The organism is Streptomyces sp. NPDC051218, from assembly GCF_044455475.1.
GTDB lineage: Bacteria > Actinomycetota > Actinomycetes > Streptomycetales > Streptomycetaceae > Streptomyces.
Genome location: NZ_JBITEU010000002.1, coordinates 888,880 through 913,123 on the forward strand (window position 1 = coordinate 888,880; position 24,244 = coordinate 913,123).

A 24,244-nucleotide genomic window follows, 5' to 3' on the forward strand; every position below is an offset into this window, starting at 1 on the left:
TCACCGCCCGCCGGACCCTTGCTCTCGACCGCTTGATCGCTGACCGGACCCACCCGACCCTCGCCCCCCTCGAACGGAGCCGACATGGAGTACCCGGATCTCTCAGCACTGCCCCTGGAGCTACAGGAGACCGTGACCGCGTACGGGTCGCTCAACGTCTTCCGGATGCTGATGCACTCACCGTCCTTGGCGCCGGGCGTGCTGACGCTCGGCGACGCCGTCCTGCAGCGGAACTCGTTGCCGGACACGTTGCGCGAACTCGCCATCGTGCGGGTCGGTCATGTCCACGGAGCGGGCTACGAGGTGTACCACCACGAGAGGGCCGCTCGCGCCGTAGGGCTGGGGGAGAAGGCGCTCACTGCCGCCGAGACCGGCTCGGCCGGGGAGCTCTCCGGCCCCGAAGCCGCCGTTCTGACGGCAACGGACCGGCTGCTCGCCCGGCACACCCTCGACGAGGCCACGCGTGAGGAGCTGCTGGCGTTCCTGACCGTGAACCAGCTCGCGGACCTCGTCATCACCGTGGGCTTCTACCAGCTCATCTGCGACTTCCTCAACACCTTCGAGGTGACGGTCGAGAGCGAGTGACGGTCACGGCGTCACAGGTGGCGTGGCGGATTGTTGCGGATGGCCGAGCGGCGGGCCCACAGCGCGCAGCCGAGCAGTACGAGGCCGGCGAGGCAGTACACCCACGCGTTGGTGCTGCCCCTGGCCGTGCCGACGCCCCAGGCCAGCGACCAGATGGCGAGCAGGACGCACAGGGCGGTCCACGCCAGCGTCCACATCTGGTTGCGCGCCGCGAGGCGTTGCGGAGTGCCTCGTTCCATCTTGCCGAGGCCGGGCGAGTCGTGATGCTCGTCATGAGTCGTCATACGTCACCGAATGCCCCCGACCCGTTGAGCGAACCACCCCCCGTGCCGCACGCCGAAAGGCCGCGCGTCAGTCTTTGCGCTTGCGGGCTTTGCTGGAGTCGCCGCGGCCGCCGCCGCGTGGATGCCACAACCGCAGCCACACGTCGCGTGCGTGCCGCCCCGCCTCCGAGCGGCTGCGCGCCACCATCTCGCGGGCCTCGTCGTGCGTCTCGACCATGGGGCCGGAGCCACGCAGTGGCCGGCCTGCCGTCTCGTGCAGGAAGAACGTCGAGACCAGGCCGATCGCTCCGGCCACCATCAAGTAGAAGGCCGGCACCAGGGTGTTGCCGGTCTTCTCGACCAGGAAGGAAGCGAGCAAGGGGGTGGTGCCGCCGAAGAGGGAGACAGAGATGTTGTAGGCGATCGACAGCGCGCCGTACCGCAGACGCGTGGGGAACAGCGCAGGCAGGGTCGCCGCCGCCGTCCCGGCGAAGCAGACCAGCAGCAGGCCGAGGATGGCACAGCCGAACGCGGGCAGGAGGATGCCGCCCTCCCTGATCAACAGAAACGCCGGGATGGCGAGAGCGATCAGCGCGATGCTGCCGCCCATGAACATCGGGCGTCTGCCCCACCGGTCGGAACTGCGGCCCACTGTGGTGATGGCGAGAGCGACGAGCAGCATGGTGCCGAGCACCAGCAACTGGGCCGTCGTGTCGCTCTCGCCCAAGGTCACCGTCATGAACGTGGGGAGATAGGACGTCACCATGTAGTTCGTGACGTTGTAGAGCAGCACCAGACCCATACAGATCAGCACCGCCTGCCAGTGGCGGGTGAAGATCTCCTTGAGCCGTCCCTTGCCGGACTGACGAGCCTGCTCGACGGGATCGTCCTCGCCGCTCTCGAGCCCCGTCTCCCGCTCCGCCGCGGCAGAGGCGGCCTCCTGCTGGAACGCGGGCGTCTCCTCCAGCTTCAGCCGCATGTACAGGCCGATGAGCCCGAGCGGGCCGGCGATGAAGAAGGGGATGCGCCAGCCCCAGCTCTCCAGGCCGTCCGTCCCGAGGGTGAGCGTCAGGACCGTCACCAGTCCCGAGCCCAGCGAGTAGCCCACGAAGGTGCCGAAGTCGAGCCAGCTGCCCAAAAATCCGCGCCGCTGATCGGGGGCGTACTCGGCGATGTACGTGGTGGCACCGGCGTACTCGCCGCCCGTGGAGAAACCCTGCACCAGGCGGCAGACGAGGAGCAGCAGCGGGGCGGCGAACCCGATGGATGCGTACGAGGGCAGGAGGCCGACGGCGAACGTGCTCGCCGCCATCATGATCATGGTGGCGGCGAGCACCTTCTGCCGTCCGATGCGGTCACCGAGCGGCCCGAACACGAGCCCGCCCAGCGGTCGGACGAGAAAGGCGGCGGCGAAGGTGGCAAAGGTGGCGACGACCTGGGCGCCGGGCGAGCTGGAAGGAAAGAAGACCTTTCCGATGGTGCCCGCCAAATAGGCGTAGACGCCGAAGTCGAACCACTCCATGGTGTTCCCGAGTGCGGCGGCCGTCACCGCGCGCCGCACCTTGGGGCGATCCGAGACCATCACGTCCTCGGCGCTGAGCGTCTTCTTGCGGCGGCGCAGCAGGGTGCGCGCCATCCGGTCGGTCTCCGACCGCGACGCGCGCGTCGATTCCGCCTCCTGCCTCCGGGGGCGCCGGGGCGTTCTGTGCGGAAGGCCTTTCACCATGGAGCTTTTCTCCTCTTGCCTGAGAAAAAGCTGTGTCGCCGCAAAATTAGGCTGATCAGGAGAGACCGGCAAACGCAGAGAAGACCGGCGAACGCGGAGAATTAGCAGAATCAGGCACAGGTGGCAGCCCGGGTCCGGCCCCGAAGAGCCTCGCCCATGTTCTCCTCGCGCCAGCGGCGGAGCAGCTCATGGAAGGCCACCGCGCCGTGCGGGTAGGCCGTGGGGCCGTTCGGGCGGCCGCGTCCCTCACCGTTGTAATAGCCGGGGGTGCACTCGGCGTGGAACCACGCGTGGTCGGGGGCGCCCTGCGCGCACACGTCGATCCACGCGTCCTCAGCTGCGGGGGAGGGCTCCACGAGGGCGCCTTCCTCCTCCGCGGCGGCGACAAGGGCCGCGGCGTGCACGGCCTGCTCGTCCAGGATGTGCGTGAAGTTCACGCTGCTGGCGTTCTGCAGTGATCCCATCCGGATCAGGTTCGGGAATCCGTTGCTGGTGAAACCGTGCAAAGTGCGCGGTCCTCGCTGCCTCAGCGTGTCCAGGAGCTGGATTCCGTCGCGGCCGGTCACGGGCAGCTTTCCGGAGGTGACCCCGGAAAGGCCGACGGAGAATCCGGTGGCGAACACCAGGCAGTCGACCTCGTACTCCACTCCGCCCACGACGACACCGCGCTCGGTCATGCGCTCTATCCCATGGGTGTCGGCCGTGTCCACGAGGGTGACGTTGTCCCGGTTGAAGGCGGGCAGGTACTTGTCGGAGAACGTGGGGCGCTTGCACGCGTACCGGTACCAGGGCGTGAGGGTCGCGGCGGTCGCGGCATCGGTGACTTCGGCGGCCACGCGGGCACGGATCTGGTTCATCGTGGCGTGGTCGGCGACCTCGTAGGCGGCCTCGAAGTCCGGCTCGCCATGGCGTCGGAAGCTCGGCAGGAGCTTTTCGAGCAGCCCGGCCGACTCCGTCCAGCGATCGGCGACCAAATCCTGTTCGGCGTCTTCTCCGGAGCAGATGCGCAGGAAATTCTCGCGGCGCTCGGCAGCCCAGCCCGCCCGGTCCGCGCCGACCTGTCGCGGTGTCATGCGCCGCTGACCGCGCACGTCCACGGCCGAGGGGGTGCGCTGGAAGACGTACAGGTGGCCGGCGTCCTCGGCCAGCATCGGGATGGCCTGCACGCCGGTGGCTCCGGTGCCGACGACACCGACGCGCTTGCCCGCCAGGCCCGTCATGCCTCCTTCGGGACTGCCGCCGGTGTACGCGTAGTCCCAGCGCGAGGTGTGGAAGGTGTGGCCCCGGTAGTCCTCGATGCCGGGGATGCCGGGGAGTTTCGGTTCCGAGAGCGTGCCGGTCGCGGTGATGACGTAGGTGGCCCGGAACTCGTCACCCCGATCCGTGGCGACCACCCACTGCTCCGCCATCTCATCCCAGGTCAGTGAGGTGACGGCCGTGGAGAACAGGGCGTGCTCGTACAGCCCGAACTGCTCGGCCACGCGCACCGCGTGCCGGCGGATCTCCTCGCCCGGGGCGTACTTCCACTCGGGTACGTAGCCGGTCTCGTCCAGGAGCGGCAAATAGACGTGCGACTCGACGTCACAGTGGATGCCGGGGTAGCGGTTCCAGTACCACGTACCGCCGAAGTCGCCGCCCTGCTCGACGACACGCACCTTCGCCACACCCTGCCGGCGCAGGCGCGCGCCTGCCAGGATCCCGCCGAACCCGCCGCCCACGACGGCGACGTCCACCGTGTCGCGCAGCGGCTCGCGCTGCGCCACCTCGCCGGTGTACGGGTCGGCGGCGAAGTAGCCGAACTCCGCCTCCGCGGGCCGGTATTGGCTTGCGCCCTCGGGGCGTACGCGACGCTCGCGCTCGAAGCGGTAGCGCTCGCGGAGGGCGACGATCTCCTGCGGGGTGGGGTGAGTGGCGCAATGCGGCAGGGGCATGGTGCGGGTCCTCTCGTGAAGCTCGTGGGGGGCCTTGTGGGGGGAGGTGCGTCGGGCGCCGCGCGGGCGTGATCGGTGCCCTCGCCGGGGCGCCCCGAGCGGTCACAGGTACCGTAACCCAAGAACCGGACAGTGTTGTCCGGTTGGGGTCGGTCCACCCTTGTCCACCCACGGCCCGTCCCAGCGCCACGACTTGACCCCCGCGACGCGACGACGACGCGACGACTCGACGACGGCACGACCAGGCCACGACCACGACCGGACTACGACTCGAAAGGCCCGCGATGTCGAACATCACCCCCGCCTCCCCGCTGCGGGACTGGCTGGCGCAACCCACCGCCGGACGGGTCCTGCGTGGTTTCCTCACCTCCCAGGGCCAGAGCGAGGATGCTCTCGCCCTCGCCCTCGGCCTGCCGCTGGAGCAACTGGTGCAGTTGTCCGGCGGGAAGTTCCCTCCGGAGCTGGTGGACGCGTTGGTCGCCGCAGCCGCGACCGGGCAGATCCCCGACGGCGTGCCGACGGCGGCGACGGCGCCGACGCCCGGGACCGCCACCGCGTCCGGTACCGCCCCTGCCGTCGGCGCCGGGAAGTCCGAACCCGGCGTCGAGATAGCCACCCCCGATCCGTGGACCGAGCAGGTCACGCCCGGCCGCTTCGGCGGGCAGAGCGTCGTCGTCACCGGAGCCGCGTACGGCATCGGCAGGGCCGTCGCCTCCCGCATCGTGCGCGAGGGCGGCCGCGTCGTCGCCGTCGACATCTCCGCCGATGGCCTCGCGGAGCTGGCCTCCGGCCTCGGCGAGGCGCTCGTACCCGTCACCGCGGACATCACCGAACCGGAGTCCGCCGACGCGATCCTGGCCGCGGCGGCCGGCCGCGTGGACGCCCTGGCGAACGTCGCCGGTGTGATGGACGACGACGCCGCAGTGCACGAGGTCGACGACACGACCTGGGAACGCGTCCTGCGCATCAACGTCGAAGGACCGATGCGCCTGATGCGCGCCGTCGTGCCCGGGATGCTCGCCGCGGGCGGCGGCCGGATCGTCAACATCGTCTCCGAGGCGGCCCTGCGCGGCTCGGCGGCCGGTGCCGCCTACACGACGTCGAAACACGCGCTGGTCGGCCTGACGGTGTCGTCGGCCTACCAGTACGCGGGAACAGGCGTACAGGTCAACGCCGTTGCCCCCGGCGCGGTCGCCACCGGGATCACGATGCCTGCAGCCGCGCCGTACGGCTCGTCCCGTACGGCGAAGATGCGCGTGGCGATCCCACGGCTCGCGGTGGCCGAGGAACTGGCGGCCTCGATCACGTTCCTGCTCAGCAGGGACGCGGTGAACATCAACGGCGCCATCCTGCCCTCCGACGGCGGCTGGTCGGCCGCCTGACCCACCCACCGCCGCCCCGGGCCATCCCTCTCCCGCCCGGCCCGACGCATCCCGTCCCATCGCCACACGTCCGGACGGCAGCCCGGACGACAGGAAGGTGACACCCCCACCACATGACCGCCTCCCGAACATCCCACCGCCACCCCCGCGCCGTCCTGGCGGCTCTGGTCGCAAGTGGCCTGCTGGCCCTGGCCGGATGCGGCACGCAAACCTCGGCCACGCAAACCTCCGCCACCCAGACCACAGCCTCCCCGGCCTCGCGCCCCGCACCCTCGAGCGAGGGCAGGACCATCCGCGCCACTGAGGTCGCGCACGTGACCAACCCGCACGAGGCCACCGGAAGGACCCTGCTGGAGGGGCCGGTCCTGGACGAGGACGGCGACCTGTACGTCGTGGACGTCACCGCGCCGCCCGGCGAACCCAAGGTCCTCTCCGTCGACCTGACCACCGGAAAGCACCGAGGCGTCTACACCGACAAGACCGGTGCCTACACCTCGGCGCAGATCAGCCCGTACGACGGACGCCTCTACCTCACCGACTACACCGGATCCGTCGTCAGCATCGAGCCGGACGGCTCGGACCCGCGCACGTTCTTCTCCGGCGAGGTCGACGGCTCCACGATGAACCTCGACGACATCGCCTTCGACGACGAGGGCAACCTCTACGTCAGCGACCTGCACGGCATGAAGCCGGGCAAGGCGGAGGGCCGCATCGTGCGCATCGACCGGGACGGCGGAAGGACCACGGTCCTGGCCGACGGGCTCGCCCACCCCAACGGGGTGATGTTCGACCCCGAGCTGCGTGGCTTGTGGATCAGCGAACTCGCCGAGAACAGCGTCTCCTACCTGCTGCTCGACGCCGCCAAGACCACCGTGACCTCCCAGCACGAGGCCATTCACGTCGACGCGGGCGTGGCCCAGACTGACTCCATAGCCGTGGATGCCGACGGCAACCTCTACCAGGCGCTGCACGGCCGACCGGCCATGGCCGTCTACAGCCGCGACGGCGCACGGCTTGCCACCGTCGAAGTGCCCGCCAAGGCCGCCAAGGCCGCCAAGGCCGCGAAGGGGCTTGAGTCGGCGACCAATGTCGCCATCACGCCGGGCGGCACGAAGGCCTACATGACCGTCAGCGGTCCGGACGGCGGGTACGTCTTCCGGTTCACCGCACTCGGCGAGGGCATTCGCCAGTTCAACGGCGGCTGACGGTCACACGGCCACGGCGGTCTCGACGGACCGCATCGGCCCCACCTCGACGCCGAGCAGGCGCCAGGCCGCCAGAGCGCGGTGCTCCCGCTCGGCCGGGGTGGGGCCGGTGACGGCGCCGGAGACCATCGCGACAGCGAGCATGGCGTCGTCGGCGGTCAGCCGATGGCCCACGGGCAGGCACCGGGAGAGGACGCTGTGGACCCGCGCCGCCAGCGCCCTGGCCTGTTCGCCGTCGCCCCGCGCCCCGCGGATGCGCAACAGGTCGACGAACGCGGTCGATCGGGTCAGATGCCAGGTGACCACGCCCAGGACGCTCGCCAGGCTCGCGTCGGGTTCGTCGGCTGCCTGCTCGATCTGCCGGACGTTCTCGTCGAGGACGGCGGAGGCCAGCGCGACCCGGTCGGCGAAGTGCCGGTAGAGGCTGCCCTGCCCCACCCCGGCCCGGCGCGCGACGGTCGACAGCGGCGCGTCGAGGCCTTGTTCGGCGAAGACTTCACGGGCGGCCGCGATGAGGGCGGCGCGATTGCGCGCCGCGACCCGCCGCCCCTGGTTGGCCGGGCGCGGGCCTCGGGGGGCGGTTGGGTTCGTCACGCTCGAAGGGTAGTACGAGCGCTCTGCGGGTCACGGAGCAGCGTGCTTGCGGGCTCGGTAGGCGGCGGCCTTCACGCGGTTGCCGCAGGCCTGCATGCCGCACCAGGTGCGACGCGTGCCGCGCGAGCGGTCGAGGTACAGCCGGGTGCAGCTCGGTCGGCCGCATTCCTTGAGGCAGGCATCAGGGTCGGCGAGCAGGGTGATCGCACGGCGGGCGACGTGGGCCAGCGCTGAAGTGAGATCTCCCGTCCGGCGGACGCCCGCGTCGCTGAGGTGGAGAACGGGGGGCGGCCCGGCGGCGGCGTCGTTGAGGACGTCCAGGCAGGCCGCCTCGTAGCTACGGCCTTGTATGCGGTCGAGGGCGAGCCGGTGGACGGCCTCGCGAAGTTGATGAGCGCGGACAAGCGCCGCGCTGTCGGCGGTGACGTGATCGGGGAGTTCCTCGCAGGCCGTGACCCACTGTTCGAGGTCGGCGGGGGTGGCCAGGAGCTCGTGGGGCCGATCGCGGCGGGATTCCACGGTGGCGACCAGGTCCAGGGCGGGGTTGCCGCTCACGAAGGCGAAGTGCACGTCACCATCTTGACCGGTGACGAGTCGAGCGGCAACACTCGTCACCGGTTGAACCGGTGATGCGACGGGAGAGCGAATGTCCAGGACGGCCGATGTCGAGGTCGAGGCCGAGCCCACGGTCGAAGTGGTCGTCTTCGACGTGCTGGGGACGATGGTCGACGAGTCCGGCGGACTGCGCGCGGCGCTGGCGGAAGCGGTGTCCGCGCCCGGCGCCCGGCCGCCCGCCGAGATGACAGTGGAGCGTCTGCTGGAGGTCTGGCAGAGCCACGTCGAGCGTGAACAGCGGCGCATAGGGGAGGGGCAACGGGCGTACGCGAACAGCGAGGTCATCGACCGGGAAGCGGCCGAGCGCGTGGCGGTCTGCGCCGGTCTGAGTGATCCGCTGTCCATCGAGCGGCTGGCCGAGGCATCGCAGCGCCTGGGTCCTTGGGGAGATTCCGTTGCCGGGCTGGCTCGCCTTGCGGAGCGCTTCCCCGTACTGGGGTTGTCTCACGCCGGCCGCGGTGCGCTGCTGCGGCTGAACGCGTACGCGGGGTTGCGCTGGCATCTGGTGCTGTCCGGCGAGGAGGTGCGTGCCTACAAGCCCGCGCCGGAGGTCTACCGCCTCGCGGTCGAGGCGGCTGGGTGCCCGCCTGAGCGGGTGTTGATGGTCGCCGCGCACGCGTGGGATCTGCGGGGAGCCCAGGCGGTGGGATTGCGAACGGCTTATGTCCAGCGGCCGGCAGGGGACTCGCCGAGGAGTACGGACAGCTTCGACTGGAGGGTGGAGAGCCTGGATGAGCTGGCGGGAGTGTTGCAGGCGGCGTAGTCGAGGCGCAGAGCCATCTCGGATGGGGCCGGGTGCATGTTGGGTGTCGCGCTCCGGGGTGGTGACGGATGGTCACATCGAGTGATCCACCGTGATCCACCGCGTATGTCTCGACGTCAGCCTCAGCTTCAACCTCAACCTCAGCTTTACGTTCACTCTCATGTTCACTGGTCGACGGAAATCAATTGCTTCCCGGCGATGGTGGTGGATGCAATGGTCCGCATGATCATCCAAGGTCAGGCAGGAGATACCCACGCATGACTACGCCACCATCGATATCTGGAGCGGAGCGGACCGGCGGATCAACCGTTCAGGTCGGTGCTCTCGTTCCGCTCACTCGGCCCGGCTGGGTCGAGGCGGGCCAGCATTTGCTCGCCGGACTGGAGTTGGCCGCTCGTGAGGTCAATGACGCCGGTGGGATCGGCGGAAGGCCACTCGAGCTGGTGGTCCGGGACACCGCGGCTGACCCGCAGAGGGCCGCGGCGGCCGTGGACGAACTCGCCGGTCTGGGCGTGGCCGCCGTGGTGGGGGAGTACCACAGCGTCGTCGCTCGCGCCGCCGCCGGCCGGGCCGACGCCCTCGGCCTGCCGTTCCTCTGCTCGTCGGCCGTTCTCGACGCGCTCACCGAACAGCCGACGCAGTGGGTCGCGCGCCTCCCTCCGCCGCAGTCACGCGGCTGGCAGGTCTACGCGGACTTCCTTCTCGGCGCGGGCCACAGTCGAATCGCCGTGGCAGCCCAGCCGAGCGTCTACTGGGCAGCAGGCACCCGCATCCTGCGGGACCACCTCGCTCCACGCGGCGGCACCCTCGTCGAACTCGACATGAACGCGCTCACTCCCGAGGCCATGTGCGACGAACTCGCCGACAGTGGCGCGACGGCACTCCTCCTGCTGGTCGGCCACCCCGAACCGGCCGTGCCGATCGTCAAGTCCGTACGCCACGACCCGCGCCTCACCGAAATCCTGATCGGGGCTCCGGCCGGACAACCGGAGCTCGCGGAGTGGGCGAAGCTGCTGGGCGACGACGGCGCCGCGGTCCCGTTCCTGCGCTACCTGCCCAAGAGCTTCAGCCCGCTCGGGGCACGCGTCGAGACGACCCTCCGCGAACGGCTCGGCGCACCACCCTCCTTCGTCGCCTACGAGGGTTACGACACGATCGTCGTCCTCGCCGAAGCTCTGCGCTCCCACGGCACGGAACGGGCGCGCATCGCCGAATCCTGGCCGTGCGTCGCAGTCGAAGGCACCCGGGGGCGGATCGAGTTCTCCCGCGTGCCGGGCATCAGCGTGTGGCAGTGGGCCAGGACACCGATCCAGGTCGTCGACCGAGACCCGGCGGAGCCCGACCGCTTCCGAATCCTGCACGCAGACTGAGCAGCAATGCGCTAACCGCCATGCATGCGCGGCCAGTTGGCCGCCGCACTGCTCACCGTCCGGGAATGGGGAGCGGACAGTGGACGAGGTCATGTCTGACGCGTGACCGTGGGGGGACGCGGACGCACAGCGTGCCGTCAGGCGCAGGACAACCACATCGGTGACGGGGCCGGAGGACGGTCGACGGAGCCGGGTAACGCCCGAAAGGCAGCTGCCACATGCTCATTCTCCTGATGTACGGCGCCATGTTCGCCGTACCGCTCTGGGCCGTCGCGGTCGTGGTGAAGCTGATATCGGTCGTCCTTCCCGGACGCCGACCTGACTGGCGCAGGGACCTGCTGCTGCGGGGCGGGGGCATGGGGGCCGCCGCAGCCGTCATCGTGTACCTGTACGGCATCGGCCTGGTCCAGTTGGACGCGAGCGAAGCCGAGTCCGGCGCGGGGTCCTCGCCCGCCGCTCCCTGCCGTGCCCTCCCGCCCGGCACACTCGACCAGCTCGCCGGGCACGAACCGTCGTACTTCCCGCTGGGCTTCGACTGTCTGCTGGAGAGCGGTCGCGTTGTCGAGTCCGACGGGCCCTACGGCTTGCTCAATGGCCTGGCCGTCGGCTTCGCCCTGGCGTCGGTGCTCCTGCTGATCGCGGTGGGGATTCTGGACGAGTACCGGGCGCGAAAGGGTGTCACCGGCGGTGTCACCGGCGCGGTTCCCACCGGAACAGGCGCGAGGCCAGCGCCACCGAGAGGATGACCCACCCCAGCGTGGGCAGCAGCAGGGGCAGGGACTCGGCCACGGGAACGCCGCCGTTCCAGGCGTTCAGGACGAGTTCGGTGGCCGAGCCGCCCGGCAACAGCCGCTTGAGCAGGGTCAGCTCCTCGGTGCCGGTGATGGCCACCCAGTTCGTGACGGCCATGGCGCCGAGGCTGACGGGCAGCGTGGTCACCTGGGCGTGCTCGGGGGAGTTGGTCAGCCCCGCCGTGGCCAGTCCCAGGCCGAGCATCATGATCACTGTGGAGAGGACCGCCGCCGCCAGGAGGAGTACGTTGCCCGGCTCGCCGGCGACCGCTGCCAGCACGGCGAGGATCGCGGTCACCTGGATCAGCGCGAGGACGGTGACCGGGAGCACGAGGCCGGCGAGAATGCCGGCGTCGGCTGCCAGGGTGGACCGCAGCCGCTTGAGGAAGAGGGTCTGGCGGCGCGATGCCAGCGTGGTCACCGTGGTGGCGTAGAGACCGAAGGCGGCCACGGTGCACATCACCACCACCGCGATGTATCCGAGGCTGCGCAGGTCCGCGAAGGTTTCGCCCTGAAACTCGGCGTCCAGGGCTTCGTCAGCAAGTCGGCGGAGCCCGCGCACATCACGGAGGTCATCAACACGCTGCACGAGGGCAGGCGGTGGATCGACCCCGACGTCTCCGCGCTCGCCGTCGTCGACGACTGCCCCCTCACCGACCGCGAGATCGACGTCCTTCGCGTGACGGGCGAGGGGTACTCCGTCGCCGACATCGCCATCCGCCTGAGCCTGGCGCAGGGCACCGTACGCAACTACCTGTCGAACGCCATGCAGAAGACCCAGACACGAACCCGGCACGAAGCGGCGCGCTACGCGCGGGAACACGACTGGCTGTAGACGCTCAGCGCACTGGACCGGACTCGCTCACCGAGGTTCCGCCGATTACGCCGCCTCCTCCCACTTCGAGACGTGGCCAGTGCGCGAGGTCCCGCAGAAGCTGTCGGTCGTGCGTCGCGACGACGACGGCGGCGCTCGTTTCGCGCAGCGCCTCGGTCAACTCGTCGACCAGCGTGGACGACAGGTGGTTGGTCGGCTCGTCGAGCAGGATCAGGCCGGGCCGCCCGGCCAGTGCGAGTGCCAGGTCCAGACGCCGCTGCTGCCCCTGCGACATCCGCTCCACAGGCGTGCGCAGCGCGTCGGAGTCCAGCAGCCCGAGCGCCCCGAGCGGTACGGCTTCGGCGTCACGGATCACCCCGCCGGCCACCAGCCGCCCCACGTGCCGGGCGTGCACCTCGCGGGCGGTGAGGCCGGGGTCCTGCTGAGCGGTCTCCTGCGTGACCTGGACGATACGGGCACCCTTCGCCGTCCGGACTTGCCCGTGCGTGGGCTGGAGGAAGCCGGAAAGCACCGCGAGCAGCGTGGACTTCCCGGCGCCGTTGGGCCCGGTGACCAGGAGCCGGTCGCCGCCGTCGAGAGTGAGGTCGACCAGACCGCCGAGACGCCCGTCGACCGCGACGCCGTGCGCCCGCAGCTGTGGCGCGCCCGGCCGGACACCCAGGTCCGGCCACCGCAGCATGGGCGGCGGCTGAGGCACGTCGATCCGGTGCGCCTCCAGGGCATCCTGCTGACGCTTCAGGGCCTGTACGACGCCGGGGGCGCGGGACTGGCGTTGATGCTTGCCGGTGCCCTTGTCCGGCCGCCAGCCGGTGGAGAGCCGGTCGCGGGCCGCCGACACGGAGTCCTGCAGCCGCCGGTGCTCGGCCTGCTGCTCCTCGTGGTCCTGCTCCCAGCGTTCCCGCTCCCGGCGCCGGGCGCCCTGCCAGGCGTCATAGCCACCCGCGTACAGGCGCGGTTTCCCGTCGCGGGACGGGTCGAGGTCCAGGAAACGGTTCGCGACGTCCCGCAGCAGTGCCCGGTCGTGGCTGACGACGGCGAGGCCGCCGTCGTGCTCGCGCAGCCTGCGGGTGAGGAAATCGAGCCCACCGGCGTCGAGGTGGTTGGTCGGCTCGTCGAGCAGCAGGATGTCGTGCCGCGCGCCGAGCAGACACGCGAGGCGTACGCGATAGCGCTGCCCGACCGACAGTGTCGACAAGGGGCGCTCGCGGTCGGTGCAGGCGCCGAGCGCCTCCAGGGCGACATCGACGCGGCGTTCGGCGTCCCACGCGTCGAGCCGGGTGGCGGCGTCGAGCGCGGCGGCATAGCGGTCGTCGGCGGCGACATCGCCCTCGGCCATGGCGAGGGTCGCCTCGTCCAGTGCGGCGAGGGCAGCGAGCGAAGCGGCCAGCGCCTGGGACGTCAGGGTTCCGACTGTTTCCCCGTCGCCCGCGGACAGCTCCTGCCGGGCCAGGCCGATCGTCCCGGCCCGGTGCACGGCACCCTCATCGGGCGTGAGCAGGCCGGCCAGGACATGCAGCAGCGTCGTCTTGCCCCGGCCGTTCTCGCCCACGACGGCGATACGTGACCGGGCGGAGAGCGTGACCGAGACGTCGTTCAGGACCCGTCGGGACCCGCGGGTGACGATGAGCCCCTGGGCGCGGACGTGCGCACTGCCGCCCGCGTCGACGGGCAGGGACATGGCTTCGGGGGTGGGAGTGGGGTTCAACGGATGCTCCGCAGCTCGCAGTGGAGCCGGGCAGCAAGAAGCGGCCGCCCGGCGGGAACCGGAACGGCGGCGAATTCAACAGGGAGAAGGCGCCGCCGTCAGCGGGCGGAGCGGACCTTCTGCGACCAGATACCTCGTGCCATAACGATCAGGCTAGCAGGAGTGGCCGGAGCGGCAGAAGGCGTTTTCGCCTGCGCGGGGGCAGCGGACGCGGTCACCCGGCGCGCACATCCTGGCCGGAGGCAGCGGGCAACAGCACCGCGGAGTCCGGTTCCGACCGGGTGGCGAAGCCGCCGACGACGGTGAAACGGTCCAGGTCGACGACGGCGATCCGATCGGTGCCCAGGAGGGATACGTACGCCCGTGCCTTGCCCGGATGGAGGGTCACCGCCGACGGGGTCCCGTCGAGGTGAAGGGAACGGATGCGCCGCAGGTCGGTGCCCCATACGGAGAGGGTGTTGGCGACGATGTCCGTCACCAACAGCCGTTCGTCATCGAGCGTGTAGACCCGCAGCGGGTCTCCGCCCGTCTTCCTTGTCCGCCGCACCTTCATGGTGCGGGCGTCCAGGGCGACCAGTGCGGAACTCTTGCGAGCCCCGACGAAGAGCGTCTTCTCGTCCCGGCTCAGACAGCTGCTCTCGGGCAGCTGGCCGGGGGTGACGAGGACAGGCGGGACGGAGGCGTCGTGCGGGCGCACGAGACTCACCGTGTGGGACAACAGCCCAGTGACATAGGCTCGTTCGCCGTCACGGCTGAGCGTGAACAAGTGGGTCTTCACCCCGTGGGTGGGTACTGCCCTGGTCGGCGCGAGGTCGGTGGCCGGATCGTCGAACCCGAGCAGCACCGCCTTCTCCTCACTCAGCGCGTACAGCCGGTCGAGGCGGTCGATGCCCATCCCGTGGATGCGATTGAAGGGCCGGGTGTCGATCGTGCGGGCCAGGGACCGCTCGGCGAGGTCGATGACGAAGACAGCGGAGCCGCCCTCGCCGACGGTGGAGGACATGCGTACGCCGTAGTGCCCGACGTAGGCGAATCGTCTGCGCGAGTCGACGACCATCTCGTGGGGATAGTCGGGGAGTTGGACGGTCCGCAGGCGCTTGCCCGACTCGACGTCGTAGAAGCTCACCGCGTGGCTGCTCTTCTCCACCACCAGCAGTACGTCGGCTTCCGCCACCCGGGAAGCTGCTGACGCGGGTGTGGACAGCCCGCTCGCCAGCGTCCCCGCACCCATCGCCTTGATCACTGTCCGACGCGTCGCCACAGTCCCGCACCCCGATCTCTCGCCAACCTGCTTGCTCGCCTGCCCGCCATCGTGATCGGCGAGGGAGCCTGGCGTCCAGACAGCCCGCCCGGAATACACGGGAGGCTCCGACGAGTTGCCGTCGCGCGTGGGGCACGAGCCTTGTGGCGTAGAGGAAATGCGCAGGATCGGCCTGTTTTCGGCTGCGTAGGGGGAGGACGGTAGGGGTAGGGCGTACCGACCGCGACGAGCTCCCCTCCACGGCCGGTGCAGCCCGACCATGGACGCCGGCGAAGCGGGAACGCGTCGGCGTTCATGGGCGGCAGGGGGTGGGAGTGGGGGAGGGGCGGGGCACGGGGCCAGCTTCCCGCGCGCCGACACGCCATTGAGCGAACTCGTCGCGCTCGGCGCACGATCCCGGGGTCTGACATCCTGACGCGGTGCGCGTACTGATCGTTACGGCGGGAAGCTGGGGCGACGTCGCCCCCTTTACCGGACTGGGCGTGCGACTGCGCTCGGCGGGTCACGAGGTGGCCCTCGCCACCCATGAGCGCTTCGAGCAGGCGGTGACCGCCCACGGCCTCGGCTTCAGACCCCTGCCCGTCGACCCACGGCAGGAACTGGCATCGCAGGACGGTCAGGGCCTCGCCAGAGCGGTCAGCCCGCCCGTCGCCATGGCGCGATTGATGCGCATGGCGCGGGCGTTCATGCCCCGGCTGACGGCCGGCGTCGCGGACGCCGTGCGAGAAGGCACCGATGTGGTGCTGAGCTCCACGGTCACCGACCCCATGTGCGCGGCACTCGGCGAGGCACTGGACCTGCCGAGCATCGGGGTCTACCTCCAGCCGGTCCACCCCACGGGCGCCTTTCCGCCGCTCATCAGCGGCGCCCGCTCCCTCGGGGTGCACGGCAACCGCCTGGCCGCCCAGGCCCTGTGGCTCGGCAGCGACCCGATCTTCGCCCCCGCGGTCAGCGCCCTGCGCCGCGAACTGGGCCTGCCGCGCCGCCGATTCGGCGGTCCGCTCGGCCTGCCGCGCGGGCGTACCGTCCTGCACGGCTTCAGCCCGCGGATCGTCCCCCGCCCCACGGACTGGCCCGCGGGACACGAGGTGGGCGGCTACTGGTGGCCCCCGGCCGACCTCGACTGGCAGCCTGATCCGCGCCTGGTGGACTTCCTCGACGCGGGGCCACCGCCGGTGTTCGCCGGCTTCGGCGGTTTCGTCACCGCCGACTCCGGGCGGCTGAGCACCCTGCTCGCCGACGCCCTGCGCCGCGCGAAGGTACGCGGCATCATCCAGGCCGGCTGGAGCGGCCTGCACGCCGAGAACGACGACCTGATCACCGTCCAGGAAGTCCCGCACGCCTGGCTGTTCCCCAGGACAGCCGCCGTCATCCACCACGCGGGCGCCGGCACCACCGCGGCCGGACTGCGCGCCGGTACCCCTTCGGTTCCCGTCCCCGTCCAGCTCGACCAGAACTTCTGGGCCACCCGCCTGCACACCCTGGGCCTTTCATCGAGACCGGTGCGCTACCAACGCCTGACCGTGGACCGCCTCTCCCAGGCGATCACCACGGCCGTCCACAGCCCCGTCCTGCGGGCCCGCGCCCAGGACACGGCCACGATCCTCGCCCGGGAGGACGGCACTCGGCAGGTCCTCGCCGCGATCGAGCGACTCGGCCGACGATGAGCCCGGTGAACGACCCGGGGCGAGCCCGAGCACACCCTCCCCCCTGCCGCAGGCCGACACACGGCCGTAGTCCCTCTGTCGTAATCCGGCTGCATGGTTGATCGTTGGGCCGTCGGGATCAGCCGTACACCGAACAGGGGGACGACCTATGACCATCAGCCGCAGGGGACTGCTCGGGGCGGGCGCGGCGTTGGGGATGCTCACCGGATGTGGCTCCAACACCGGCCGGGACGACGGTGGTTCAGGAAACGGGCCGAAGCTGTCGCAGTGGTACCACCAGTACGGCGAGCAGGGCACCGAGCAGGCCGTCAAGAAGTACGCCGCCGCCTACAAGAAGGCGAACGTCACCGTCCAGTGGCGGCCCGGCAACTACGACGAGCAGACCGCGGCCGCACTCCTCACCGACTCCGGACCTGACGTCTTCGAGGTCAACGGCCCCTCCCTCGACCAGATCCAGGGCAAGCAGGTCGCCGACCTCACCGAGCTGTTCGACGGCGTCAAGGACGACTTCAACCCTGCCGTCCTCGCCCCGAAGACGTACGACGGCAGGATCTGGGGCATCCCTCAAGTCGTCGACATGCAGATGCTCTACTACCGCAAGAGTCTGCTCGCCGACGCGGGCGTGCAGCCGCCGAAGACGCTGGACGAACTCGTGGACGCCGCGAAGAAGCTCACGTCGAAGAAGACGAAGGGCCTGTTCCTCGGGAACGACGGAGGCGCCGGAGTCCTGGGCGGCACGCCCCTCTACGCGGCAGGCCTCGAACTCGTCACCGCCGACGGCAAGGTCGGCTTCGACGACCCGGCAGCAGCCCGCGCCCTCGGCAAGGTCCACCGGTTGTACGCCGACAAGTCGCTGCTCCTGGGCGCGCCCGCCGACTGGTCCGACCCGTCGGCGTTCGTCCAGGGACTGACCGCCATGCAGTGGTCGGGCCTGTGGGCGCTGCCCACCGTGCAGAAGGAACTGGGCGACGACTTCGGTGTCCTGCCGTTCCCGAAGGACGGTCCTGCGGGCAAGCCGTCGGTGCCGGTCGGGGCGTACGCCGCCGCGGTCAGCGCCCGCAGCAAGCACCAGAAGGCCGGCAAGGACTTCCTCAAGTGGCTGTGGATCGACAGCACCGACCGGCAGGAGGACTTCGCCCTCTCGTACGGATTCCACATCCCGGCCCGCATGTCCCTGGCGAAGAAGGCCGAGAAGCTCAGCAAGGGCGCGGCGGCCGACGCCGTCCGCTACACCACGGATCACGGCCACGCCGAACCCCTCCTGTGGACCCCGGCCAGCAGGAGCGCGTACCAGGACGCCCTGAGCCGCATCATCAAGGACGGCGCGAGCCCCGACGGCGAACTCAAGAAGGTCGTGCGCAAGGTGTCCGACGAGCTCGGCCGGGTGAAGAAGAAGTCGTGACAACAGCAGCCCCTCGCGAGCAAAAGGCAACAGGGCGAAGGAAGTTGTGGGGCCACCAGAACCGCACCCTCTGGTTCTGGGTGTTCGTCGGGCCCTTCCTGCTGGGCCTCGGCGTCTTCACGTACATCCCGCTCGGCTGGAGCGTCTACCTCAGCTTCTTCGACGCCCACAACACCGTCACCCCGGACGACTTCGTCGGACTTGGCAACTACACCGACATGCTGCGGAACGAGGCGTTCACCGACAGCCTGTGGACCTTCCTCGTCTTCTCGCTCTTCATCGTGCCCGCGACCTACGCGCTCTCGCTCGCGCTCGCCCTCATGGTCCACCGGCAGCGCCGCGCCCAGGCGTTCTTCCGTTCGGTCTTCTTCCTGCCCGCCGCCTGCTCCTACGTGGTGGCCGCGCTCATCTGGAAGATGTCGATCTTCAACGGCGTACGGTTCGGGCTCGCCAACACCGTCCTCGGCTGGTTCGGCGGCGACCAGATCGCCTGGCTCTCGACCACCGACCCACCCTGGTACTGGGCCGTCATCGTCACCGTACGGCTCTGGCTCCAGGCGGGCTTCTACATGGTGCTCTTCCTCGCCGGGCTCCAGCGCATCAGCCCCACCCTCTACGAGGCGGCGGCCGTGGACGGGGCGCGACCGGGCTGGCAGGTCTTCCGTCACATCACGTTCCCGCAGCTGCGGGCCACGTCCGTAGCGGTGGTGCTGCTCCTGGTCATCAACGCCTTCCAGGCGTTCGACGAGTTCTACAACCTGCTCTCGGACTCGCGCGGCTACCCGCCCTACGCCAGACCGCCACTCGTCTACCTCTACTACACGGCGCTGGGACAGGGGCAGAACCTCGGCCTCGGCAGCGCGGGCGCCGTCCTCCTGGCCCTGATCATCGCGGTGGTGACGGTAGGTCAGGCGAAGTGGTTCGGGCTCGGCAGGAAGGAGGCGGAATGAGAGACCACTCGAGGAACGACGCGAGGGTCAGGGCGGGACGCGCGCTGCGGCTCTCGCTGCTCATCGCGCTGGCGTTGCTGTTCCTGATCCCCTTCTACCTCCTCGTGCGCAACGGCCTCTCGTCCGAGAGCGACATCACATCGCCCGAGTGGACCTTCTTCCCCTCCACACTGCGGTGGGGAAACATCGAGGAACTCTTCGACGACACGTCGGTACCGTTCGCCCGCTCTCTGCTCAACTCCTCGCTCATCGCGGTCGCGACGACGCTCGGCACGCTGCTGCTGGCCTCACTCGCCGGCTACGGCCTGGCCCGCATCCCGTACCGCCACGCGAACAAGGTGTTCTACGCGATCCTCGGCACCCTGATGGTCCCGGCCTCCGTCACCTTCGTGCCGACGTTCGTCCTGGTGTCCTCGCTCGGCTGGGTGTCGACGCTGCGCGGTCTGATCGTCCCGACCCTGTTCTCCGCGTTCGCGTGCTTCATCTTCCGGCAGTACTTCCTCGGATTCCCACGGGAGTTGGAGGACGCGGCGCGTGTCGACGGGCTCGGTTACTGGCGCACGTACTGGCGGGTGGTCGTGCCCAACTCCAGGCCGGTGTTCGCGGCGGTGGGCACGATCGTCTTCATCGGCGCGTGGAACTCGTTCCTGTGGCCGCTGGTCATCGGCCAGGACCGTGACGCGTGGACGGTGCAGGTGGCTCTGTCGTCGTTCACCACATCGCAGGTGATCAGACTGCACGAACTCTTCATCGCGGCCGCCGTGTCGATCGTGCCGTTGCTCGTGGTGTTTCTCTTCTTCCAGCGGTGGATCGTGGCGGGGGTGGAACGCTCGGGCATCGACGACTGACACCACCGCATCGTGCAGGCCTGAGCCCCGGACACCTGGCGGGCCGGGGCTCAGAGCGGAAGAAGGGCGAGGGGCCGGATACGCGGCCGTGCGGCCTAGTACGGGCCGTTCACGTTGTCGATCGAGCCGTACCGGTCGGCCGCGTAGTTGCACGCGGCGGTGATGTTGGCGACCGGGTCGAAGCTGTCCAGCGAGGTGCCGGGCACGTGGTAGGCGTCGAACGTGGGCGCGATGACCTGCAGGAGCCCCTTGGACGGGGTGCCTGCGGCAGCGTTGACGTCCCAGTTGTTGGTGGCCAGCGGGTTGCCGGAGGACTCGCGCATGATGTTGCGGTGGATGCCCTCGTACGAGCCGGGGATGCCGCGCTGGGCCATGATGTCGAGCGATTCCTTGATCCACCCGTCGAGGTCGTTCGTGTACGCCTTCTTCGCCGGGGCGGAGGCGGGCTCGGCGGCGGACGCGTCCTTGCGCTCGGAGCGGTCCGCTCGCTCGGCGGGGGCCTTCTCGCCGAGGGTGAGCTTGAGGCCGGGGTGGATCAGGGCCGGGTTGCCACCGAGGGCGTCACGGTTGTCCTGGTACAGCTTCTTCCAGCCGCCGCTCAGCGAGTGCTCGCGGACGATCTTGGAGAGGGTGTCGCCCGCGGAGACGACGTAGGTCTTCGGGGCGGCGGCGGGCTTCGCGGCCGCGTCAGCCGGCGCGGCGGTGGCGGCGGTCGCGCCGAGAACCGGGAGTACGAGCACGGCCCCACCCGTGCCCGCGGCGGCGAAGCCCCGGCTGAGCGAGCTGGACTTGGGACGGCGGTGCTTACCCTTTGCAGGCATGACGAAATTCCTCTCCGTCGCCTACGAGGTGAGCTGTCGGGTTCGGACGGGAGATGTCCGGTCGCACAGCACGTGCGACTTCACCCCTAGCCGTTCCGCAATGCGGATCGGCGGCTTACCTGGGTCCCCCGCTCCTGCCGAGCGTCAGTGATTGATGGGAAGGGTTTCCGGACAGCGGCAGGATTCGGCGTTCCATCCGGATTGAGGTGACGTTAAGCGAGAAAGGCCGGACGGAACAAGGGCGGAATTCAATTAGGGAATGCGAGAGTCCCGCCCTCGCCGAGAGGGACCGCGCTCCTCCAATGATCGAATAGCCCCAACTTTCTTTGCGGAGAACGAAAGCGCGCCGATCTGTCTCCCTCGGACCCTGGGCGGTCGATGTGACCTATTCCACTGAATGGGAGAGGGGTGGGAGGGGAGTCGCGCGCGGTTTGGATCGCGCCATTTCGTGCTAGGGCTGCGCAATACGGGACAGGCTTTATTTGCGTCATTAACGGTGTGTAGAGGTAATTTATGCGGGCAAGATGGACACGGAGTGTGGGTGATGTTCTGTGCAAAAGGGGCATTTTGTTCATCGGTGGGGTCGATGAAGGTGGTGTCCCGGGCCAGGATGACTTCCTCGTCAGCCCGAGAGATGGCGCGGCAGAACAAAACCCTTTCGGTATCTGGCACTTGCAGGGAGGGCGATTGCGGCACGCGCGCGAGGAGTTCGAGGTGGTCCGCTTTCGAGGAGTTCGCTATCGGCGTTGTCGCTGAGCCAGGCGATGTGGTCTCCAAGAGCGGTCAACGGGTCCAATAAATAGGCCGGTTGTGGGTTTGCGTCCGAGGGCGTAAACGAAACCTGGGGCCGGAAGCGGGCGCGGTGCTAGATGTCGCTGTCTCCGCTGGGTAGTTCGTTGTGGCCCTCGGTCCAGTTGTTGACCCACCCGCACACCCCGCACGCGTAGCGGCCGTTGACGCCCGACACCTGGGTTCCGCACCGGCGGCAGTCCGTCGTGGTGATCTCCTGGGAGTCCAGGAATGCCATGGCCGGCGTATGGGGCCGTTCGGATGTCATGCGCTCGACCCTATCTGTGAGGTTGAGGTGGGCCTGGGGCGGTCATGATCAGGCGTGTGATGCAGGTTCCTCCGAAGCCCTGAGCGCCCTCGCTCAATGCCATTCCGAGCAGGGGAGCTGAGGCGATGACGACCTCAGTGCTGCGGGCCTATTCGCGTTACGGGGAGCCTGAGTTCGGCAGCACGCGGATCGAGTTGCGTCCCGAAGCCGCCCACGTCCCGTTGCTGTACGGGCTCGGAGTGACGCTTCCCGCGATCCAGTGGCACGTCGACGCGGCTACCGAACTCCCGCCCGGCGCAGCATGGTTGGCGTCCCGCGCGGCCTGGCCCCACGGTTGGGCTCGGAGCGACCGGCCAGGCAGGGCTTCGACAGGGCCGGTTGCACATCGAGGCGGTGGCCGACGGACGCTAGGCGGCCTCGGTGTGGTCGGTGTTCACGCTGAGGTTCGCTCGGGCGTGCGCGAGGTTGCCGTGACCGCCTGTGGGGTCTGCTCGGGCTCGAGCGCGGACTCGGGCGAGGGGTCGGGCGAGGGGTCGGGTTCGGGCGCGGATGTAGTGGCTCGGCGCCGACGCCCCGCCGACGCGATGACGCTGGTGAGTACTCCCGCGAGCAGCCCCCAGAACGCGGACCCGATGCCGAGCAGCGTCACGCCGGAGGCCGTGGCGAGGAAGGTGACGACGGCCGCCTCCCTGGACGCGGGGTCCGACAGGGCGGTGGCCAGGGAGGCCTCGATGGTGGCGAGCAGGCCGACCCCGGCGACGGCCAGGACGAGAGCGTGCGGCATCGCGGTGAGCAGCGAGGCGACGGTCGCGCCGAGCAGGCCGACGCAGAGGTAGAAGACCCCTGCCCATGCGGCCGCGAGGTAGCGCCGCCGCCGGTCGGGGTGGGCCCCGTCGCCGGTGCATATCGCGGCGGTCATCGCCGCAAGGTTGATGCCGAACGCTCCGAACGGCGCGAGCACCGTCTGTACGGCGCCCGTCCACGTCAGGACGGGCGAGATCGGTGCCTCGTAACCGGAGCCGCGCAGCACGGCGACTCCCGGCAGATTCTGCGAGGCCATGGTGACGACGAACAGCGGCACACCGACGCTGATCAGTACTTTCCAGTCGAACTCGGGAGCGGTGAACACGGGCTGAGCGAGCGACAGTTGGATGCGTTCCAGGTGCCAGCCGCCGATGAGGACGGAGGCGACGACACCGCCGCCGAGCGCGATGAGCACCGCGTAACGGGGCAGGAGCCGACGCGCGAGGAGATACAGCACGAACACCGGAAACGCGATCGCGAAACTGCCGCCCATCTGGGAGAAGAGCCCCGTCCCGAACTCCAGCAGCACTCCGCCGAGCAGCGCCGAGGCCAGGGGCACCGGGATCCGGTCCATGATCCGCGCGAACCATCCCGTCAGACCGCTCACCATGATCAGTACCCCGCAGAACACGAACGCGCCCACGGCCTTCCCCATGGACACCCCGCTCAGGCTCGTGGCGAGGAGCGCGGCGCCGGGCGTCGACCAGGAGGTGAGGATCGGGGCCTTGTGCCGCAGCGACAGACCCACGCTGGTCACGGCGATCCCGACGCCGAGTGCCAGCATCCAGGAGGAGACCTCCCGGGCGTCCGCACCTGCTGCCCGCGCAGCGGTGAACACGAGGGCAGCGGCGCTGGTCACTCCGACGGTGACCGCGATGAGCCCAGCCGCCAGGGCCGAGGGCGGTGCGACGGCGCGGATGCGGGCGAGCGGGGACATGGGGGCATCACTTCCGGAGGGGGTGAGGTGCAGAGGGGTGGGGGACGGGCGCGAGCGTTCCGTAAACAGATCGTTCTGTTTGTGGAACACTAAGGACGCGGGTGGCGGCAAGTCAAAGCGCCGGTGGGCGCAGGAACGGACGGAACCGGCGGATGGGTCTGAACGACGAGGTGGGGCGCAGGCTGAAACGACTGCGCCAGGACGACGGCCTGTCCCTTTCGGAGCTCGCACGCCGCTCGGGCGTCGGCAAGGGCACGCTCTCGGAACTCGAGACGGGTCGGCGCAACCCCACCCTGGAAACGCTCTACGCCCTGACCACCGCCCTCGGCCGCCCGCTCAGCGCCGTCCTCGACGACCCGGCACCCGGCGTCGCGGCGGGCACGGGCGGAGTCTCCGGCAGCGCCGTCACCGCGGTACTCCTGGAGCGGTACGAGGACGAGGGCGCGGCCACGGACGTCTTCCGCGTCACCATCGCCGATGGCACGACCCAGGAGTCGGCCGCGCACGTCCCGCACACCTCGGAAAGCCTGATGGTGCTCGCCGGTACCGCGGTCGTCGGCCTGCCGGACGCACCACAGATGGCAGGGCCCGGCGGCCATGCCCACTGGCCTGCCGACGTTCCGCACTTCTATAGCGCACCGCAGGGCGAGGTCCAGGGCATCCTCTTCGTCCGATACCCGAAGGGCCCGTCCCTCAAGGACCCTGCCCAGCAAGGGGCTTGAGGGCAGGTGG

Annotated in this window: 22 protein-coding genes, 1 pseudogene and 1 riboswitch; of the genes and pseudogenes, 12 read left to right on the forward strand and 11 right to left on the reverse strand. The window is 69.8% G+C overall.

Annotation, left to right across the window (positions count from 1 at the left end):
- Positions 1–84 precede the first annotated feature (84 nt).
- Positions 85–585: a carboxymuconolactone decarboxylase family protein gene (locus tag ACIBCK_RS10440; RefSeq protein WP_399388682.1), complete on the forward strand. Its 501-nt coding sequence runs from the start codon at positions 85–87 to the stop codon at positions 583–585.
- Between the two features lie 11 nt (positions 586–596).
- On the opposite strand, the gene ACIBCK_RS10445 is transcribed toward ACIBCK_RS10440, so the two are convergent.
- The 3 genes from ACIBCK_RS10445 to ACIBCK_RS10455 all read right to left on the reverse strand — a co-directional run bounded on the left by ACIBCK_RS10445 (position 597) and on the right by ACIBCK_RS10455 (position 4,505).
- Complete coding sequence (locus ACIBCK_RS10445) at positions 597–869, reverse strand: hypothetical protein (protein WP_399388683.1); 273 nt, start codon at positions 867–869, stop codon at positions 597–599.
- 67 nt (positions 870–936) lie between these two features.
- Positions 937–2,484: a glycine betaine/L-proline transporter ProP gene (gene proP / locus ACIBCK_RS10450; protein ID WP_399388685.1), complete on the reverse strand. Its 1,548-nt coding sequence runs from the start codon at positions 2,482–2,484 to the stop codon at positions 937–939.
- A 200-nt stretch (positions 2,485–2,684) separates the two neighbouring features.
- On the reverse strand, positions 2,685–4,505 hold the full coding sequence (locus ACIBCK_RS10455; RefSeq protein ID WP_399388686.1) for a flavin-containing monooxygenase: 1,821 nt from the start codon (positions 4,503–4,505) through the stop codon (positions 2,685–2,687).
- A gap of 284 nt (positions 4,506–4,789) precedes the next feature.
- On the opposite strand from ACIBCK_RS10455, the gene ACIBCK_RS10460 reads away from it, so the two are divergent.
- Positions 4,790–5,887, forward strand: coding sequence for an SDR family NAD(P)-dependent oxidoreductase (locus ACIBCK_RS10460; RefSeq protein WP_399388688.1), 1,098 nt, complete (start codon positions 4,790–4,792; stop codon positions 5,885–5,887).
- A gap of 113 nt (positions 5,888–6,000) precedes the next feature.
- Positions 6,001–7,092 (forward strand): SMP-30/gluconolactonase/LRE family protein, encoded by a 1,092-nt coding sequence (locus ACIBCK_RS10465; protein WP_399388690.1) that lies wholly within the window; start codon positions 6,001–6,003, stop codon positions 7,090–7,092.
- 3 nt (positions 7,093–7,095) lie between these two features.
- Here ACIBCK_RS10465 and ACIBCK_RS10470 read toward each other — a convergent pair whose 3' ends face one another.
- Positions 7,096–7,686: a TetR/AcrR family transcriptional regulator gene (locus ACIBCK_RS10470; RefSeq protein WP_399388691.1), complete on the reverse strand. Its 591-nt coding sequence runs from the start codon at positions 7,684–7,686 to the stop codon at positions 7,096–7,098.
- A 30-nt stretch (positions 7,687–7,716) separates the two neighbouring features.
- A complete protein-coding gene (locus ACIBCK_RS10475; RefSeq protein WP_399388693.1) occupies positions 7,717–8,256 on the reverse strand; it encodes a CGNR zinc finger domain-containing protein in 540 nt (179 codons plus the stop codon).
- A gap of 76 nt (positions 8,257–8,332) precedes the next feature.
- On the opposite strand from ACIBCK_RS10475, the gene ACIBCK_RS10480 reads away from it, so the two are divergent.
- The 3 genes from ACIBCK_RS10480 (at position 8,333) to ACIBCK_RS10490 (ending at position 11,180) form a co-directional block, all read left to right on the forward strand.
- Positions 8,333–9,064, forward strand: coding sequence for a haloacid dehalogenase type II (locus tag ACIBCK_RS10480; RefSeq protein WP_399388695.1), 732 nt, complete (start codon positions 8,333–8,335; stop codon positions 9,062–9,064).
- 257 nt (positions 9,065–9,321) lie between these two features.
- Positions 9,322–10,434: an ABC transporter substrate-binding protein gene (locus ACIBCK_RS10485; RefSeq protein ID WP_399388697.1), complete on the forward strand. Its 1,113-nt coding sequence runs from the start codon at positions 9,322–9,324 to the stop codon at positions 10,432–10,434.
- A gap of 218 nt (positions 10,435–10,652) precedes the next feature.
- The gene (locus ACIBCK_RS10490; protein WP_399388698.1) at positions 10,653–11,180 is read left to right on the forward strand and encodes a hypothetical protein; all 528 of its coding nucleotides are present in this window, start codon (positions 10,653–10,655) and stop codon (positions 11,178–11,180) included.
- On the opposite strand, the gene ACIBCK_RS10495 is transcribed toward ACIBCK_RS10490, so the two are convergent.
- Entirely contained in the window at positions 11,125–11,814 is a 690-nt protein-coding gene (locus ACIBCK_RS10495) for an ABC transporter permease (protein WP_399388700.1), read from the reverse strand. The genes ACIBCK_RS10490 and ACIBCK_RS10495 overlap by 56 nt on opposite strands.
- On the opposite strand from ACIBCK_RS10495, the pseudogene ACIBCK_RS10500 reads away from it, so the two are divergent.
- A pseudogene (locus ACIBCK_RS10500) lies at positions 11,734–12,060 on the forward strand (response regulator transcription factor); the annotation flags it as partial. The gene ACIBCK_RS10495 and the pseudogene ACIBCK_RS10500 sit on opposite strands and share 81 nt — an antisense overlap.
- Positions 12,061–12,064: 4 nt before the next feature.
- On the opposite strand, the gene ACIBCK_RS10505 reads toward ACIBCK_RS10500, so the two are convergent.
- Together ACIBCK_RS10505 and ACIBCK_RS10510 are read right to left on the reverse strand one after the other, a co-directional pair.
- Entirely contained in the window at positions 12,065–13,765 is a 1,701-nt protein-coding gene (locus tag ACIBCK_RS10505; protein ID WP_399388702.1) for an ABC-F family ATP-binding cassette domain-containing protein, read from the reverse strand.
- 214 nt (positions 13,766–13,979) lie between these two features.
- Positions 13,980–15,026, reverse strand: a complete 1,047-nt coding sequence (locus ACIBCK_RS10510; RefSeq protein ID WP_399388703.1) for a YncE family protein — start codon at positions 15,024–15,026, stop codon at positions 13,980–13,982.
- Positions 15,027–15,445: 419 nt separating this feature from the next.
- Here ACIBCK_RS10510 and ACIBCK_RS10515 point away from each other — a divergent pair, with 419 nt between their 5' ends.
- The 4 genes from ACIBCK_RS10515 to ACIBCK_RS10530 all read left to right on the forward strand — a co-directional run bounded on the left by ACIBCK_RS10515 (position 15,446) and on the right by ACIBCK_RS10530 (position 19,893).
- On the forward strand, positions 15,446–16,693 hold the full coding sequence (locus ACIBCK_RS10515; RefSeq protein ID WP_399388705.1) for a glycosyltransferase: 1,248 nt from the start codon (positions 15,446–15,448) through the stop codon (positions 16,691–16,693).
- A gap of 148 nt (positions 16,694–16,841) precedes the next feature.
- Positions 16,842–18,095 (forward strand): ABC transporter substrate-binding protein, encoded by a 1,254-nt coding sequence (locus ACIBCK_RS10520; protein WP_399388707.1) that lies wholly within the window; start codon positions 16,842–16,844, stop codon positions 18,093–18,095.
- Positions 18,092–19,045, forward strand: coding sequence for a carbohydrate ABC transporter permease (locus tag ACIBCK_RS10525; RefSeq protein ID WP_399388709.1), 954 nt, complete (start codon positions 18,092–18,094; stop codon positions 19,043–19,045). Before ACIBCK_RS10520 ends, ACIBCK_RS10525 begins: the two co-directional genes overlap by 4 nt.
- Positions 19,042–19,893: a carbohydrate ABC transporter permease gene (locus tag ACIBCK_RS10530; RefSeq protein ID WP_399388711.1), complete on the forward strand. Its 852-nt coding sequence runs from the start codon at positions 19,042–19,044 to the stop codon at positions 19,891–19,893. Before ACIBCK_RS10525 ends, ACIBCK_RS10530 begins: the two co-directional genes overlap by 4 nt.
- A 95-nt stretch (positions 19,894–19,988) precedes the next feature.
- On the opposite strand, the gene ACIBCK_RS10535 is transcribed toward ACIBCK_RS10530, so the two are convergent.
- From ACIBCK_RS10535 to ACIBCK_RS10545, 3 genes are all read right to left on the reverse strand, one after another.
- On the reverse strand, positions 19,989–20,714 hold the full coding sequence (locus ACIBCK_RS10535) for a transglycosylase SLT domain-containing protein (RefSeq protein ID WP_399388713.1): 726 nt from the start codon (positions 20,712–20,714) through the stop codon (positions 19,989–19,991).
- A 5-nt stretch (positions 20,715–20,719) separates the two neighbouring features.
- Positions 20,720–20,874: riboswitch (cyclic di-AMP (ydaO/yuaA leader) on the reverse strand.
- A 705-nt stretch (positions 20,875–21,579) separates the two neighbouring features.
- The gene (locus ACIBCK_RS10540; RefSeq protein ID WP_399388715.1) at positions 21,580–21,771 is read right to left on the reverse strand and encodes a hypothetical protein; all 192 of its coding nucleotides are present in this window, start codon (positions 21,769–21,771) and stop codon (positions 21,580–21,582) included.
- A 433-nt stretch (positions 21,772–22,204) separates the two neighbouring features.
- Positions 22,205–23,512, reverse strand: a complete 1,308-nt coding sequence (locus ACIBCK_RS10545) for a benzoate/H(+) symporter BenE family transporter (RefSeq protein WP_399388717.1) — start codon at positions 23,510–23,512, stop codon at positions 22,205–22,207.
- Positions 23,513–23,664: 152 nt separating this feature from the next.
- On the opposite strand from ACIBCK_RS10545, the gene ACIBCK_RS10550 reads away from it, so the two are divergent.
- Positions 23,665–24,234: a helix-turn-helix domain-containing protein gene (locus ACIBCK_RS10550; protein ID WP_399388719.1), complete on the forward strand. Its 570-nt coding sequence runs from the start codon at positions 23,665–23,667 to the stop codon at positions 24,232–24,234.
- Positions 24,235–24,244: the final 10 nt, after the last annotated feature.